Genomic DNA, 17,027 nt, shown 5'->3' with positions numbered 1-17,027 from the left:
AAGCACAGAACATCGTCAGAGTCACTGTCCCGGGCCCCGCCCAGGCGTCGTAGGCGCTGGTCACAGGATCGGTCGGCCGCCCCGTACCGACTGCCGGACATGCCTGCGGGAAGGTGCGGACGTCGCCACCCGTCCGGTCCCGAACCGTCCAGCCGCTGGTAACCGTTTCAGTTGGACAGTCTGTTACCCCGCTTGTCGATGCCGGGCGTCACCCGATCCGTGCGCCGGCTGGCGACAGATGTACCGGATCGGTCATTGGACCGTACGGGGTGGCTTTGTTCCGATGCCCCCTTCCCACCGGGGTGCCGGCTCCGGTCCGACGACTCGGCGGCCGAACCGTCGATACCGAACGGCCGGCCACCGAGTCAGCGATCAGATCGCTTCAACAGAGGTCGTCAACTCGCCACCCGTTGTCCCGGGCCGACCCGCACGGCGAAGTCCGCCCACAGGCTGGCGAACTGCCGGGCCAGATCAGCGACCACGTCGGTGCAGTGCGGCGGCACGTTGTCGACGATGCTCTCCCACTCCTGGGTCCAGCGGGCGTGCAGGGTCAGAAGCCGCAGCAGGTTTCGTCCGGTGTCGGTGTAACGCAGCGCCGGGTCACCCATGAGCCGGTTGACGACGACGGCATGATCGATCACCGGCTGCTGTCGGTCACCGTTACGGACGAGGTTCAGGGGCGAGTTGCGGCCCCGGGTCTTGCTCTTGGCGGTCACCTGCGGGGTGTCCCGGGTACGCCGGGCCGGCACCAGGTCGGCGCCGCTGAGAAGGCGGTTGCGGACGTCACGGGCGGTTTCCGGAGAGATCGCCGCGGCCTTCGCGACCTGACGGAGAGAAAGGTTGGGGTTCTCCGTCATCAGCCGCCCGGCGAGCAGGCGGCCCGCGCTGCAGTCCAGCGGTCGAACCCGGCCGTCCTGACCGATCCGGCTGCTGTCGGGAGCGAACGAGCCGGCGACCCGCCGGCGGATGTCGGCGACGGTGCCCGGCGAGATTCCGGTCACCGCGGCGACACGGCGGTCCGACCACTGCGGATGCGAGACGGCGATGCGCTCCGCCGCACGTTTGCGGTCGGCGAGGGCCAGCGGTAGTCCGTGGGAGACGTTGAGCCACACCGACAGGACGAACGCCTCGTCCTCGGGACCGTCGAAGAATCGACCGGCGATCGTCGTCTCGCCGCGCCGGATCGCCGCTTCGATCCGGTGCGCTCCGTCGATGACACGCATCGTCGGGCGGTGCACCAGGATCGGGGGCAACTCTCCCTGAACGGCGACCATCGTCTCCACATGCATCGGGTTGGCACCAGCGAGCCTGGGTGATCCGCTCGTGTTGAGTGAACCGATCTCCATCTGAACGACAGGCTGCCGGTTGATGTCCTCTTCCTCGGGTGTCAAGGAAACTCCTAAACGAGTGACGCGCACGCGGCGGGAACCTACGCGCGCGTGAGTCAAAGCTTGGCCGCGATGGCTGGGCAACAGAGAGGCCCAGCCGACTCAACTGACGGTTCGCCTTCGGCTTCGTGTCCGGGTCGTACGCGGCACCGGAGATGGTGTTATCCGGGCAGCCGAGACGGGCGGAGCAGATGATCGGTCTCCGCGCAGGACACTCCAGGACAGGGCGCGACGATCAGCCGCAGCCCGCTGGCACCGGTGACAAGGCTCACACAGCCAGATGACGAAATAGATATACGCAGGCTCAGCCGGCCGCTGCGGCATTCGTGGACGAGAGCACTGATCGCGTGCCGGTCCACAGCCACCGCGGCGGGACCAGAGTCACATCGTCAGAACAGGATCCATGATCTTTTCCCCCCCGCATTTTCCGTCAGTTTCCCGCGCCGGGCTTCAAAGCGCCACCCGCGGGTGAAAGCTTTACCAGCCGTCCGAAATTACATCGATGCCGGGCGCTGAGTAACCCCTATCCCACGGAGCGGCATCAGGCCCTCAACCCCTAGCCCAAGATGCCGGGTTTGTCATTGCACAGGTTCCGGACAGCTGGTTCACAAATTGCACACAGGCGTTAAAGGAAGTGGCATCCGCGATGCGATGCGGGAAGGCATGCCGGATATCCGACACCGGCGCCGACAGGGGTACCTTCGGGCTCGGGATACACACTGGCGAAAACGATCTCCGAAGCCCTGTGATCACCTTCCGGATGATCGATTCCATTGGATCGTGAACGCACCCGGGAATGCTGGTGATCGCCGGTCGCCGGCAGGCATGACCAGCTCTGGGTAAAAGGCGTCACGCCGGTGTCCGCGGTATGACGAATAGCGGTCAGCGAAGATGGGGCAGCACACGGGCGTGGCCGGGTCCGGCGGTGTTGACAAAGCGTCGATACACCGCCGGACCCGGCCACGTCACTTGCTTTTCAAGTTTGGAACGTTCGTACCGGTCAATCGCTTTACCGGTGCGGGCGCCGGATCACTCGGAACGTACCCAGAACAGCCCGTCCGACGACGCGACCAGGCCGCCCTGGAAGAGCGGCGACTCGTCGCCCGCGTCCTCGCCGAGCTGCGCCCGGGTCTGCACCTGGGCACCTTCCTGCATGGCTTTCCGGACCACCGCGGACTTGAACAGCGGCGCCATGTTCTGCTCGTTCTGGGCGTTCATGGTGTCGATGGCGTCGGAGAACTCGGTCGAGTTCTCCTTGAAGCGCACGGCTGCGGCCTCGGCGTCGTTGAGCTCGAAGCCGGTGGTGGACATGCCGGCGACCAGTTCGACGAAGGACTCCAGCTCGGTGTGGCTGCTGCTGGTGACCTTCTTGGCGGACCAGAAGTAGGAGTTCTCGTCCACGTGCATGTCGTAGAAGGACATCAGGAACTCGTAGAACACGCCGTACTCACGGCGGTAGCGGGCCTCGAACTCGTCGAACGCGTCCTTCTCGTCGACCGTACCGGCCAGAACGCTGTTGATCGACCGGGCGGCGAGCAGCCCGCTGTAGGTCGCCAGGTGAACGCCGGACGAGAAGACGGGGTCGACGAAGCAGGCCGCGTCACCGATGAGGATCATGCCCGGACGCCAGAAGGACGTGTTGTGGTACGAGTAGTCCTTGCGTACCCGGATGTCGCCGTACTGTCCCTCGGTGACCCGGGTGGCACCGGACAGGAACCCCTTGACAGTGCTGCTCTCGGCGATGAGGTTGTTCAGCGCGGTCTCCGGGTTGCCCTGGATCTTCGCCGCGTCCTCCCGGCGGACCACGGCTCCGACGCTGGTCAGCGTGTCGCTGAGCGGGATGTACCAGAACCAGCCACTCGGGAACGCCTCGCAGAAGATGTTGCCGCGGTACGGCTCGTCCATCCGCGCGCCGTTCTCGAAATACCCGAAGAGCGCGAGGCTGCGGAAGAACTCGGAGTACTCCCGGGTTCCACCCACCCGCTTGTAGAGATTGCTGGTGTTGCCCGAACCGTCCACCACATAGGTCGCGCGCACCCGGTGCTCGGCACCGTCGACGTCCCGGTAGACGACTCCCGCCACCCGGCCGCCGTCCTCGAAGACGTCGAGGACGGCGCTGTTCTCCCGGACCACGGCACCCTTACGAGCCGCGTTGTCCAGCAGGATCTTGTCGAACTTGCTGCGCTCGACCTGGTACGCGAACGACGTCCGCCCGGCGATCTTCGGCGACACGGAGAAGGAGAAGTTCCACGGGGTGGTACTGGCACCCCAGCGGAAGGTGCCGCCCTGCTTCCGCGGGAAACCGGCCTGCGCGAGCTCTTCGGTCACTCCGAGCAGCTCACAGATCCCATGGATCGTCGAAGGCAGGAGCGACTCCCCGATCTGGTACCGGGGGAAGGTCTCCTTCTCCAAGATCAGCACGCGATGCCCCTGCATGGACACCAGCGAGCCGAGAGTCGACCCCGCCGGGCCACCGCCCACCACTACTACGTCGAATTCTTCTTCCTGAACCGCGCTCATGGCCTACCTCTCGGTTCGCGCGTATGCCACGACACCATCGAATGACGCCTGTGCAGCCTGATTTCGGGCGGTAGCGAACTCGGTTCCTAATTTCTCCAGAACCGGTAATGGGAACGACTTCCCGCCCGATACAGGATCACATGGCCACTGAGGATCGGACAATGCTGTCCAACTGACCGTCACGCGGCGGAACAATGCGAACTGGTTGGACTGCCCCGGGGCAGTCCAACCAGCCCGACCCTGGCCGGCACGGGGGAGATCAACCGGCGCAGAGATGAACGGAGTGGGGCGGGATCCTGCCGCACTCGCGTCCTCAAATAAGGTCTTCACACGCTTCGTAGGCGGCTTGATAAACCGGCGAGAACGGGTCGACGTCGTTCGGTGAACCGAAGTGGTATCCACCGTCCGAGGCCCGGTCAGGGAAGTTGTCCACCCCGTTTCGGCGCATGCACGCCGCAAACGTCGGCCGGCCTTCGGAAGCAGATGCCGAAGGTGCCGCCCTGGCCTGGTCCTCCGATGATGCCGGGTGCTCCTGGCTCGATGATGTTCCGCCACAGGAACTCAACAGAACAACGATGCCGGCACCCCCGAGGAACAAGCAGATTGCTCGAAACACAACTTCCTCCGCGCAGCAAGAATCAACATTCGGAAACCACGGCGAGCGGTGTGATCCTCCGGGCTGTTTCCCGGATCCGTTTCGTCACACCGCATTGCCGCGGGCTACGGCCTACGCCGTTCGGAGCGCCTCGGTCGGTGCCATTCGGGCCGCGCGGAGGGCCGGCAGCAGTCCCGCCACCGCACCGATGAGCATCGAGGCACCCAGCCCACCCGCCCACGCGAGTGGGGGTACCACCGTTTCCCAGCCCTTGACCTGGGCGTAGGCCACCGTGGCCAGCACCCCGGCACCTACCCCCACCGCGCCACCGATCGCCGCGAGCAGGATCGCCTCGGACAGGAACTGGGTTCGGATGTCACCCCGAGTCGCACCGAGGGCCCGCCGGAGCCCGATCTCGGAGCGGCGTTCCAGCACCGAGATGACCATGGTATTGGCCACACCGATCCCACCGACCAGCAGAGCGACCGCACCGAGACCGAGGAACAGTCCGTTGAACGCGGACTGGGCGGCGGCCCTGGCGATCAGCGCCGCGGACGGCCGGCTGACGGTGATCTCGTCCGGCGTGGCCGGGTTGGCCGTCGCGGCGAGCACGTTGTAGACCGAGGTGACCTGGTCGGGTTGCGACAGCACGTACACCTTGGTGGAGTAGCCGTCGAAGTTGAGGTAGCGCGCTGCCGACTCGTATCCGATGAGCACCGAGGTGTCGATCTCCGGAGTCAGCTTCGCCGGGTTCAGGATGCCCGCGACGTAGAACCACTGTTCACCGACCCAGATCCGCTGGTTCGGGATCAGGTGGTAGATGCCCAGCCGTCGCGCCGCGTCGGCACCCAGCACGGCGACCGGCTGGGTCGCGGTAGCCGCGTTGAGGTACTCCCCCTGAGCGACCGAGGTGCTGACGGCGGCGGGCAGGCCGAGGCTCGCGGCGTGTACCGACAGACCGTTGGTGTTGACCTCCGGTATGTACTGGGTGCGGTACACCTTGGCGGTGACCTCGCCGGTGCTCTGCACGTTCTGGACCGGGCCGATCCGCGAGATCATCGGCACCGCGTCCTTGGGCAGCTTCGCCGTCTCGCCGGACATCGTCTGGCCGGGCTCGACCGTGAGCAGGTTGGTGCCGAGTTTGTCGATCTCGGACAGCAGGCCGGCCTGGGAAGAGGCGGACAGGCCCAGCACCGCGACCATCGCCGCCACCCCGATCGCGATGCCCAGGGCCGACAACGCGGCGCGGACCCGCCTGGTACGCAACCCCACGCTCGCCACCCTGGCGAGGTCGACCGGGTGCAGCCGTACAGTAGCCGTCGCCGGCATGTCAGTCCCCCTCCCCTGAGGCCTGGTGCTCGTCCTGAGCGACATCGGCGACGATGTGCCCGTCCAGCACCTCGATGCGGCGCGGCAGCTTGGCCGCCAGATCGCGGTCGTGGGTGATCACGACGATCGTCGTGCCCTCCTCGTTGAGCTGGCGCAGCAACTGGTAGACCGACCCGCCGGAGACACTGTCCAGATTTCCGGTCGGCTCGTCGGCCAGCACGATGGCCGGGTTACCGACCAGCGCGCGGGCGATCGCGACCCGCTGCCGCTCACCACCGGACAGCTCGGCCGGACGATGGTGCATCCGATGACCGAGGCCCACCCGCTGCAGTGCGATGTCAGCCGCGTTGATCCGGTCGCGGTACCGGGCTCCCGAGTAGAACAGCCCGTCGGCCACGTTCTCCAGGGCCGTGGCGTAGTCGGCCAGGAAGAACTGCTGGAACACGAAGCCGATCTGGGTCGCCCGCAGCCAGGCCAGATCGCGGTCGGACATCTGGGCCACGTCGTCACCGACGACCCGGACCGTCCCGGCGGTCGGCCTGTCCAGAGTGCCCATCACCTGCAGCAGGGTGGACTTCCCGGAGCCCGACGGGCCCACGATGGCGACCAGCTCACCACGACGGATCGTGAAGCTGGCGCCGTCCAGTGCCACCACCGGGGAGAGACCCGGGTAGATCTTCTGAACGTTGTCCAGCTGGAGCACCGGTTCGCTGCGCGGCGGTGCGGTTTCGTCGCGGGGCGGTGCGGTGACCGCCTCCTCCGCGACTTCCCTCTCGTCCGTGGCCGTCCGCCTTCCCATCATGACGCCGGCACCGCGACTTTCTGTCCCTCGGCCAGGCCGTCACCGGAGACCTCGACCCGGCCTGCGCCGTCATCGATCAGTCCGGTCTCGACCCGCACGAGGGTGTGTGCCCCAGCGGCGTCCACCACCTCGACCGCGTACCCGCCACCGGCGAGGGCCAGCAGCGCGCTCACCGGAACCGACAGGACGTCCTTGGACACGTCGGAGACGATGGCGATCTGCACCGGGGTCTTGTCCAGGGCGCCGGTCTCCTTCGGCTTGGACAGCTTGATGAAGACGTCGACGGTCGTCTTGTCGCCCACGGTGGACGCGATCTTGCCGACCGCTGACACCACACCCGGCGTCGACTTGCCCGTAGGCATCGTGACCGTCACCTTGTCACCGACCTTGACCTGCGACTGCTGGCTCGCGTTCAGCTTCAGCGTGGCCTGGCGTTCCGTGGACGACGCCTCCAGGACGGTCGCTCCCGGGGTGACGCCGGCGCCGACGGTCGCGGCGACCGAGGTGATGCGCAGTTCCTTCGCCGGCAGAAAGACGACCTGTCCCAGCGGCACCGAACCGGTCTTCTCCAGCTTCACGGCCTTCTGGAAGCGCCACACGGCCCAGTAGGTCTGCTTGCCGAAGTAGTCGGAGTCCGGGTCGATCTGGCTCTTGGTGGCGTACTTCAACGCCACCAGGGCAGCGTTCAGCTGCTGTACGTCGGCGCCCTTGAGGCCCCAGTTGAGCGCCCGGTACGCCGGCAGGTAGGACCCCGTCATGAAGATCACCGGCTTGCCGTCCACCCGGTAGATCGGCTTCCCCGACTTGATCACCTGCCCGGCCGACGGCGCGTCGGTGAGTTTGCCGTCGGCGTTGTTGACCACTTTGTAGGAGCCGGCGTAGCCGAGCTTGCCGTTCTGCAGCGAGGTCGCGGAGATATCGCCCTTGGTGACGTCCGCCAGCGCGAACGCCGTCTTGTTCTGGTACGCCGCCTGCTCGGCGTCCTTCTCCCAGGGGCGAAGGACCACGACTGTCGCGGCCCCGGCGCTCAGCAGGAGCAGGACTGTCACCACCGCCGGCCACCGGCGTCGCGACCGGGGCCGCGGCCGGTAGCCGTTCGCTACCGGCGCGCTGGCCTCGGTTTCAGTGGAGACCTCGGTCTGGCTCACTGACCGGCTCCACCCTGCGGCGCGTCCTCAGGGATGTTCTTCTTGTACTGCTTGCACGCCTCTTCGGCGGCCTTGTACTGCGCCGAATCCGGGTCCGGGCCATCGCCCTTGCGGTTGGCGAAGTCGCCGTTGGCGTCCGGGTCGGAGAAGCCGGTCGCGCCGTTCTCACGCATGCACTTCGCGTACTTGAGTTTCTCCTCCTGCGACCAGGTCTGCTTGCCCGCGTCGCCGCCGTTCTGCGGCTTGCCCTCGGGCTTGTACTGGACGCATTTCGCCTCGGCGTCCTTGAACTCCTTGGAGTTCGGGTTGACCCCGTCGGGCAGGGCGAGAGCGCCGTTCTCCGGGTCAGGGAAGTCCGGGAGACCGTTACTCCGCAGGCAGTTGGCGTACGCAGCGAGGTCCCCGGTACCACTTCCGGAAACGGCGGGCGCCGACGCGGTGGAATTGTCCGGCAACGACGCCACCGAATTGTTTCCATCGCCGGAATCCTTGTTGCAGCCCGCGCTGACCGCGGCCGTCACCAGCATGAAAGCGACGACACCAGTATTGCGAAACCATCCGGTCCGCGACGCTTTGGCGCTCTTGATCGTGAACATCTTGTCCTCCTGTTGCGACCGGGGTTCTTGCCCCGACGACTTTTCTACCGGAGGACCGGTTTCAGCGACGTTTCACGGCAAACCGTCTCTGCCGGCGCTCGGAGACCGTTGCCCCGACAGCGCCGGAAAACCCTCTGAACAGGCAATTCCCGGCCCGTCGGCAGCAGGCCGACGAACCGGGAAAGGGCGGGGTGAGCTAGCTCACCGGGGTGCCCCGGGTGAGCCCGGCGGCAGGTACTTCGCGCAGCTGGCCTGCGCGTCCTGCAACCCGGGCCAGTTGGGATCGACATCGCTGAAGTTGCCGAGCGCATCGGCATCAGGGAATTGCGTGACGCCCTCGCCCCGCATGCACTTCACGTATTTCGTGAGGTCACGCGCAGGCAGTGACGGCTGCCCGGACGCCGCATCGGCCCCAGCCGGACCGCCGGCCCCGCCGGGCTGTTCCCCTCCTTGCGACATGCCGCTGGGAAGGAACGATTTACAGGCGGATTCCGCACTCTGATACGCCTTGGACGCGATATCCACTCCGCTTTCGTTGGTGAGAAGCAACTCGCCGTTGGGCTGCGGGGCCGGATAATTGGAAACCCCATTTCCCCGCATGCACGTCACGAACTTCATCGCCTCGGTGAAACGCGGATCGGCGCTCGGGCCGGCCGTGGCCCCGGCGACGTTGTCGGTTTCCGGGGACCTTCCGAGGAATATTCCGGCCCCGAAACTGCCGGCCACCACGAGAACGGCGAGTGCCACCAGGACGGGCACCAGATACCGGGGCCGGGACCGTTTCGGCGGGTCCGGCGTATCGACGACCGCACCGGATTCCCCGGCACGCTCCATTTCTCCATCAGCCGTCGGCGTTGTCTCCATCACTATCGCGCCCTTTCTGAAGCACACGGATCAGGTCGTCCAGCGCCATGCCACTCAACATGGCGTGATGCGGCACGCCGAGGCGATGTGTCTCGACGTCGCCGTCGACGTAGGGCCGCCAGATTTCCGGGTCGCCGACAGCGGATTCGACGAGCGCGGCGCGGCCCTCGATCGGCTCGCCACTCACCGCGTCGTCCTCGGTGGGCGCGGGCCGAACCGGCTCGGCCGCATCATCACCGCCGGGAGCCGACGGGCGTCCCTCCGCGACGAAGAGCAACAGGTCGCCGCGGTACACGGCGGGCTCGAATCGGCTCATCAGCTCATGGCTGTTCGCGTTGACCCGCGCGATCTCGGTCAGTACACCGCCGTCCATCAGCGGCTCGGCCGGCTTCTCGGGCCGGGGCCGGTCAGGCGATTCCGGTGCCGGCCGCGGCCGGCTTTCCGGGGTGACGGGATAGCCGTCGAGGATCGCCAGCAGCTCGACGGTCTCGCCCAGCTCCTGCAGGCGGGTCGCGACCGCGTGCGCCACGACGCCACCGAACGACCAGCCCAGCAGCCGGTACGGTCCGGCTGGCCGGACGGTCCGCATCCGGTCGACGTACTCGGCCGACAGCGCCTCGATGCTCTCCGGCAGGGTCTCCCCCTCGCCGAAGCCGCGCGCCTGCAGGCCGTAGACCGGACCGTCCACCGGCAGCCGCTGCGCGAGGCTCGTGTAGCACCAGCTGAGCCCCGAGCTCGGCGGGAAGCAGAACAGCGGGGTCCCGTCGCCCTCAGGCCGCAGCGGCAGGATCTCGCCGAGGTCCTCGGTTCCCGCCTGGCTGGTCAGCAGCGCCGCCACCGCCTCCACGGTCGGTGTGGTGAACAGCGCCCGTACGTTGATCTCGGTATCCAGCACGGACCGGATCCGGCCGATGAGCCGCATCGCCGTGATGGAGTCGCCGCCGAGTTCGAAGAACGACGCGTCAGCGGGGACACTCTCCACCTCGAGAATCTCGGCGAACAGCTCGCACAGGATCTCCTCGGTCGCGGTGGCCGCGGCCCGGCCGGTGGTGGGCAGGTTGGGGTTGGGGAGAGCCGCCCGGTCGAGTTTGCCGTTGGCGTTCAGCGGCAGGGCATCGAGCACGAGCAGCGTGGGCAGCATGTATTCCGGCAGTCGCTCGGCAGCGAACTCCCGCACCGCGGCCACGTCCAGCTCGTTGCCGGCGGCGACCAGGTAGCCGATCAGCTGGTTGTCACGGGCGATCACGGCGGCCTGCGCGACCTGCGGATGCTGTTGCAGCACCGCCTGGACCTCGGCGGGTTCGATCCGGAACCCACGGATCTTCACCTGATCGTCCGAACGACCCGTGAAATGCAGCAACCCTTCACGGTCCCAGCGGGCCAGGTCACCACTGCGGTACAACCGGCCACCGACACCCGACGGATCGGCCACAAACCGGTGAGCGGTCAGATCCGGACGATCGACATACCCCTGCGCCAGGCCGAGACCACCGATGTATACCTCACCGACCACGCCCACCGGGACCGGCTGCAGGAACTCATCGAGCACCAGCACCCGGGCATTGCCGATCGGCCGGCCCATCGACGGACCCGCACCCGACACCGGCAGCGTCACCGGCGCCGCAGTCGTGATCACCGTGGCCTCGGTCGGACCGTAGGTGTTCCACACCTGCGAACCCGCCGACCACCGCGACGCCAGATCCGCGCTCAAGAACTCCGCACCCAGCACCCACCGGCGGATCCCCGCCACCTGCGCCGGATCCAACGCCGCCAGCAACGACGGCACCACACTGGCCACCCGGACATCCGCATCCCGCACCAGCCGCGACAACGCGGCCATGTCACGGCGTTGTTCATCGTCAGCGATCACCAGCGTGCCGCCAGCGCCGAGGACTGTGACCACGTCCAGCACCGAGGCGTCGAAACTGAACGACGCGAACTGCAACGCGGCAGTGCCTGCGGAAACGTCCAGCACCGGGGCCATCACCTGCGCCAGACTCGCCACACCCGCATGCGCCACCGCGACACCCTTCGGCGTCCCGGTCGAACCCGACGTGTAGATCACATACGCCAGATCACGGCCGTCAAGAACGACTGCGGGGACCTCGCCGCCCGATTCCCAAGTGGGGTCCCAGTCGGAGAGCACCAGCGACGTGCCCGCGGCCATCAACTCACGCCGCGCCGCCGGAAGCTGCGGATCCAGCGGCACGAACGCCGCACCGACCCGCCACACACCCAGCATCGCCGCGACCATCTCCACACCCCGCGGCAGACACAACCCGACCCGATCCCCCCGGCCCACACCAGCCCCGGCCAACCCGGCCGCGACACCGGACGCCCAACCATCCAACTGCCCATACGTCAACAACCGGCCACCACCACGGACGGCGACCGCATCCGGCGTCTCCGCCACCCACCGAGCGATCATCAACGGCACCGACACGGCCGCCACCGGCACCGCCGTGTCGTTCCACTCCCCCGTCACCAACGCCCGCTCCGCACCGGTCAGCACATCGACCTGACTGAGCGTGAGCTGCGGATCTTCGGCCACCTGCGTCAGCACCGCGACCAGACGATCCGCCAGCGAAAGGGCCGTCGACTCGTCGAACAGATCCGTGGCGTACAGGATGCCGCCGTTGATGCCCGCCGGACGACCGTCCTCGTCGCGGCGCTCGACCAGCGTCACCGACAGGTCGAACTTGGCGGTCGCCTCGCCCGGTTCGCCGGTGAACGGGCGGACCAGCACGTCAGGCAGGTTCAGGCCGCCGCCCGAGCCCTTGGGCAGGTTCTGCACCACGAACATGACCTGGAACAGCGGGTTGTGCGCCAGCGACCGCACCGGGCTCAGCTCATCAACCAGCCGCTCAAACGGGACCTCCTGGTTCGCGTACGCCGCCAGATCGGTCTCCCGCACCCGGGCCAGCAGTTCGGTGAAGGTGGGATCGCCGGACAGGTCGGTACGCAGCACCAGCGTGTTGACGAAGAAACCGACCAGATCGTCCAGTGCCGCGTCACCACGACCCGCCACCGACGTACCCAACGGAATGTCGATGCCCGCGCCCATCCGCGACAACAGCACCGCCAGCGCGGCGTGCGCCACCATGAACATGGTCGAACCGCTGCGCTGCGCCAACTCGACCAACCGCGCATGCGTCCCCGCGTCGACGGACAGATCCACCGCGGCACCCCGCATCGACGGGATAGCCGGGCGCTGCCGGTCGAACGGCAACGCCAGCTCCTGCGGGGCACCCGACAGAGCCTCCCGCCAATGACGCAACTGGCCCGCGATCAGGCTCGACTCGTCATCCAGGTCACCCAGGACCTCGCGCTGCCAGAGGGCGTAATCGGCGTACTGCACGTCCAGACTGGTCCAGGCCGGGGCCTGGCCCTGACGGCGGGCCGTATAGGCCGCCCGCAGATCCCGGGTCAGCACACCCATCGACCAGCCGTCCAACGCGATGTGATGCGCCACGATCGCCAGCACGAACTCACCCAGCGCCACCGAGAGCAGACGAGTCCGCCACGGCAACTCGACACTCAAGTCAAAGCCACGACCGAAGAACGCCGCTACCACCGACGAGACATCACTCTCGGCAACCTCGCTGACCGGCAGCGACGGCCGGCCCGCGGCACCGTCCAGGATCTGCTGGCACGCCACCCCGTCCACCTCGGGATAGATCGTCCGCAGCACCTCGTGCCGCTCCGCGACATCACCCAAGGCAGCCTCCAGCGCGGCCACGTCCAGATCACCGGAGATCCGCAGCGCCATCGGCATGTTGTAGGCGGAGCCGGGTTTGGAGTCGGCCCGTTCGAGCCGGTTGAGGAACCACATCCGCTGCTGGCCGTAGGAGAGCGGCAGCACCGCCGGACGCTCCCGCGCCGTCAACGCCGTCTGAACGGTCCCGGCCGAGGCCTCGATGGCGGCCGCGATCCCCGCGACACTGGGCGTCGCGAAGACGGTGCGGATGCTCACCTCCACACTCAGCGCGGAGCGGATCCGGGCGATCAGCCGCATCGCCAGCAGGGAATCACCGCCCAACTCGAAGAACGAACCGTCGGCGGGGACCCGCTCCAGACCCAGCAACCCGGCGAACAGGGCGCACAGCGACTCCTCCAGCGGAGTCTCCGGGTCACGGCCGGCGGAGGCGACGTGGTCCGGCTCGGGCAGTGCCGCGATGTCGAGCTTGCCGTTGACGGTGACGGGTAGGGAGTCGATCGCCACCAGGAACGGAACCATGTAGTCCGGCAGATGGGCGACGGCGTGCTCCCGTACCGCCGAAAGGTCTTGATCTTGATCTGCCGGGACGATGTAGGCGACCAACCGGCGCTCGCCGGGCCGGTCCTCCCGGACCACGACCGCGGCTTGGGCCACCGAATCGTGCCCGGTCAGGACGGCCTGCACCTCGCCCGGCTCGATCCGGTACCCGCGGATCTTGGTCTGTTCGTCGGAGCGGCCGGCGAAGAGCAGCTCACCGCCGTCGGTCCACCGGGCCAGGTCGCCGGTACGGTACATCCGCTCCCCGGTCCCGAACGGGCACGCCACGAACCGGCCGGACGTCAGCCGCGACCTGCCGAAGTAGCCGCGGGCCAGGGCCGGCCCGGCGACGTAGAGCTCACCGGTGACGCCGGTCGGCACCGGCTGGAGGAACTCGTCGAGCAGGTACGTGCGCAGGTTGTAGAGCGGCCGGCCGATCGAGACCGTGCCCGAGGTGACCTCGGTCAGCGGCTGGCTCATGGTGGTGCCCACCGTCGCCTCGGTCGGGCCGTAGGAGTTGATCAGCCGGCGGCCGGACCAGCGCTCGACCAGCGCGGGCGGGCATGCCTCACCACCGACCACGATCGTCCGCACGCAGTCGGGAAGCTCGTCGGCGGTGCTCAGCACGGTGGGCGGGGTATTGATGTGGGTGACCCGGAACTTCTCGGTCACCTCGCCCAGCGACCGGTGCGGCGGGAGCTGATCGCCACCGACCACCACCAGGGTGGCACCGGTCAGGAGCGACATGCACAGCTCCCAGATCGAGGCGTCAAAACTCAGGGAGGCGAGCTGGAGGACACGCGCGTCCGGCGTCACGTCCAGCCGTTCCACAAGGCTCGTGCACAGGTTGCCGAGGCCGCGATGCGAGACCGCGACGCCCTTGGGGGTGCCGGTCGAGCCCGAGGTGTAGATCACGTAAGCGATGTCGTCGACACCGGCGCCGCCGGCGACGACGTCACCGGAGCGGGCGCTGATCGACGCCGTCACCTCGGGGTCGTCGAGGACCAGGCGCGGCATGCCGGGCGGCAGCAGCGGCTCAGTGGCAGCGATGCACACCACCAGAGTGGGTGCGACGTCGTTCAGGACGAAGGCGATCCGCTGCTGGGGATAGTCGGGATCGACCGGCACGAAGGCCGCGCCGGCCTTGGCCACGCCGAGCAGCGCCGTGAACACGTCCGTCGACCGCGGCATCAGCAGCGCCACCCGGTCGCCCCGCCCGGCACCCCTCGACCGCAGTTCGGCGGCGATCCGGTTGGCGGCGACGTCGAGTTGGGCGTACGTCAGCTCGGTCTGCTCACCGGCCAGGGCCGTCGCGTCCGGTGACCGGCGCACCTGGGATTCGAACAGGCTCGCCAGGGTCTCCGTCGGCACCGGCCACGACGTGTCGTTCCACTCGCCGACGACCCGGGACCATTCCACCCGGTCCAGCACCTCGATCGCGTCCAGCCGCTTCGACGGATCGGCCGCGATCTGCTCCAGCACCAGCACCAGGCGATCGGCGAAAGCCCGGACGGTCCGCTCGTCGAACAGATCCTCCGCGTACAGGATGATGCCGGCGATGCCGTCGGGGTTGCCCGATCCGTCGCGGCGCTCGCCGAGATCGACGGAGAGATCGGTACGTGCGGTCAGGAACTCCTCACTGCCGGCCAGCCGGCGGACCCGCAGGCCCGGCAGATCCCAGAGCGCGCCTCCTCCCCCACCCTGTGCGGGCCCGAGCGTCTGCATCGCGAGGGCCACCTGGAAGAGGGGGTTGCGCCCGAGCGACCGGGTCGGCTTGATGTCGTCGACCAGCCGCTCGAAGGGCAGATCCTGGTTGTCGAACGCCGTCAGGTCGGTCTCCCGGACCTGGTCCAGCAGCTGTTTGAAGGTCGTGGCCGTGCTGAGATCCGTGCGTAGCACCAGGGTGTTGACGAAGAAGCCGATCAGTCCGTCCAGCGCGGTGTCGGCCCGGCCGGCGATGACCGTACCGATGGAGACGTCCTTGCCGGCGCCCATCCGGGAGAGCAGGATCGCCAGCGCGGTCTGCACCACCATGAACATGGTGGTCCGGCCCCGCTGGGCGATCTCCACCAGGCGGGCGTGGGTACGGCTGTTCACCTCCACCGGGACCGTGCCGCCCCGGAACGACGGCATGGCCGGGCGCGGCCGGTCGAACGGCAGGATGATCTCGTCCGGAGCACCCGCCAGTACGTTGCGCCAATGGCCGATCTGGGAGCTGATCAGGCTGTCCGGGTCGGTGAGGTCGCCCAGGGCCGCGCGCTGCCACACCGAGTAGTCGGCGTACTGCACCGGGAGGGGTTCCCACTCGGGCCGGCGGCCCTCGGACCGGGCCGCGTAGGCAGCACCGATCTCCCGGCCCAGCACACCCATGGACCAGCCGTCCATTGCGATGTGGTGCGTCACGATCACCAGGACGAAGTCGGTGGGCCCCAGTTCGAGCAACGTCACCCGCCACGGGAGGTCGGTGCTCAGGTCGAAGCGGGTGTCGGCCACCGCCGTGAACTCGGCCTGGATCCGGTCCTCGGCCGTACGGACGATCGTCAGTTCCGGGAAGGCGGCGTCACCGTCGAGGATCTGCTGGTGCGGTTCGCCGTCCACGTCCGGGTAGATCGTCCGCAGGATCTCGTGCCGGTCGGCGAGGTCGCGCAGCGCGGCTTTCAGGCCGGCGATGTCCAGATCGCCGCTCATGCGCAGGCCCAGCGGCATGTTGTAGCCGGCCTGGCCGCGGGCGTCCTCGATGCGGTTGAGGAACCACATCCGCTGCTGGCCGTACGACAGCGGGATCGGCTCCGGCCGGGGTCCCGCGGTCAGTGCCGGCCGGGTGCCCTGGCCGGTCTTCTCCCGTTCCTCATCGATGCGGCCGCCGAGTTCGAGGATCGTGGGCGCGGCGAAGAGGTCGTAGATGCCGAGCTCGACGTCGAAGACGGCCCGGATCCGGGCGATCAGTTTCATGGCGAGCAGCGAGTCGCCGCCGATCTCGAAGAACGACGCGTCGGTGCTCACCCGCTCCAGGCCCAGTACCTCGCAGTACAGGCCGCACAGCACCTCCTCGGCGAAGGTGGCCGGGCCACGCTCGGTCAGCACGCCGGCGAGGTCGGGGGCCGGCAGGGCGGCCCGGTCGAGCTTGCCGTTCACCGTGGACGGGAGCGCGCTCATGATCACGACGGCGGCGGGGACCATGTACGGAGGCAGGGCGTCGGCGGCGTGTTCGCGCAGGCGCCGGCTGAGCGAGGAGTCGCCCTGGCCCTCGGCGGGAACGACGTACGCGACCAGGCGCTTGTCACCGGGCCGGTCCTCCCGCACGATCACCGCCGCCTGCGACACCGCTTCATGCCCGGCCAGCACCGCCTCGACCTCACCCGGCTCGACCCGGAACCCACGCACCTTGACCTGCTCATCAGCGCGCCCAGCGAACACCAACTCACCGCTGGCAGCCCACTTCACCCGGTCACCCGTGCGATACAACCGGCCCCCACCAAACGGATCAGCCACAAACCGCTGCGCCGTCAATCCCGGCCGACCCACATAAC

At 68.0% G+C, this 17,027-nt stretch carries 8 protein-coding genes; all 8 read right to left on the bottom strand.

Features of this window, described 5'->3' with window-relative positions; genetic code table 11:
- Nucleotides 1-395: 395 nt before the first annotated feature.
- The 8 genes from CHC09_RS42410 to CHC09_RS42375 all read right to left on the bottom strand — a co-directional run bounded on the left by CHC09_RS42410 (nucleotide 396) and on the right by CHC09_RS42375 (nucleotide 17,022).
- Nucleotides 396-1,391, bottom strand: a complete 996-nt coding sequence (locus CHC09_RS42410; protein WP_203833436.1) for a ParB/RepB/Spo0J family partition protein — start codon at nucleotides 1,389-1,391, stop codon at nucleotides 396-398.
- Nucleotides 1,392-2,417: 1,026 nt separating this feature from the next.
- The gene (locus CHC09_RS42405) at nucleotides 2,418-3,908 is read right to left on the bottom strand and encodes a tryptophan 7-halogenase (RefSeq protein WP_089298935.1); all 1,491 of its coding nucleotides are present in this window, start codon (nucleotides 3,906-3,908) and stop codon (nucleotides 2,418-2,420) included.
- A gap of 727 nt (nucleotides 3,909-4,635) precedes the next feature.
- A complete protein-coding gene (locus CHC09_RS42400; RefSeq protein ID WP_089298934.1) occupies nucleotides 4,636-5,832 on the bottom strand; it encodes an ABC transporter permease in 1,197 nt (398 codons plus the stop codon).
- Between the two features lies 1 nt (nucleotide 5,833).
- A complete protein-coding gene (locus CHC09_RS42395; RefSeq protein ID WP_203833437.1) occupies nucleotides 5,834-6,535 on the bottom strand; it encodes an ABC transporter ATP-binding protein in 702 nt (233 codons plus the stop codon).
- Between the two features lie 95 nt (nucleotides 6,536-6,630).
- Nucleotides 6,631-7,782, bottom strand: a complete 1,152-nt coding sequence (locus tag CHC09_RS42390) for a peptidoglycan-binding protein (RefSeq protein ID WP_089298932.1) — start codon at nucleotides 7,780-7,782, stop codon at nucleotides 6,631-6,633.
- Nucleotides 7,779-8,378, bottom strand: a complete 600-nt coding sequence (locus CHC09_RS42385) for a hypothetical protein (protein ID WP_089298931.1) — start codon at nucleotides 8,376-8,378, stop codon at nucleotides 7,779-7,781. The genes CHC09_RS42390 and CHC09_RS42385 overlap by 4 nt, the downstream gene beginning before the upstream one ends.
- A gap of 201 nt (nucleotides 8,379-8,579) precedes the next feature.
- The gene (locus CHC09_RS42380; RefSeq protein WP_143232901.1) at nucleotides 8,580-9,242 is read right to left on the bottom strand and encodes a hypothetical protein; all 663 of its coding nucleotides are present in this window, start codon (nucleotides 9,240-9,242) and stop codon (nucleotides 8,580-8,582) included.
- Nucleotides 9,220-17,022, bottom strand: a complete 7,803-nt coding sequence (locus CHC09_RS42375) for a non-ribosomal peptide synthetase (RefSeq protein ID WP_280523928.1) — start codon at nucleotides 17,020-17,022, stop codon at nucleotides 9,220-9,222. The genes CHC09_RS42380 and CHC09_RS42375 overlap by 23 nt, the downstream gene beginning before the upstream one ends.
- Between the last annotated feature and the right edge of the window lie 5 nt (nucleotides 17,023-17,027).

Source organism: Actinoplanes regularis (assembly GCF_900188005.1).
Classification (GTDB): Bacteria; Actinomycetota; Actinomycetes; order Mycobacteriales; family Micromonosporaceae; genus Actinoplanes; species Actinoplanes regularis.
The sequence above is the reverse complement of the archived record's forward strand: the minus strand, read 5'-3'. Positions and strand labels throughout refer to the sequence as shown.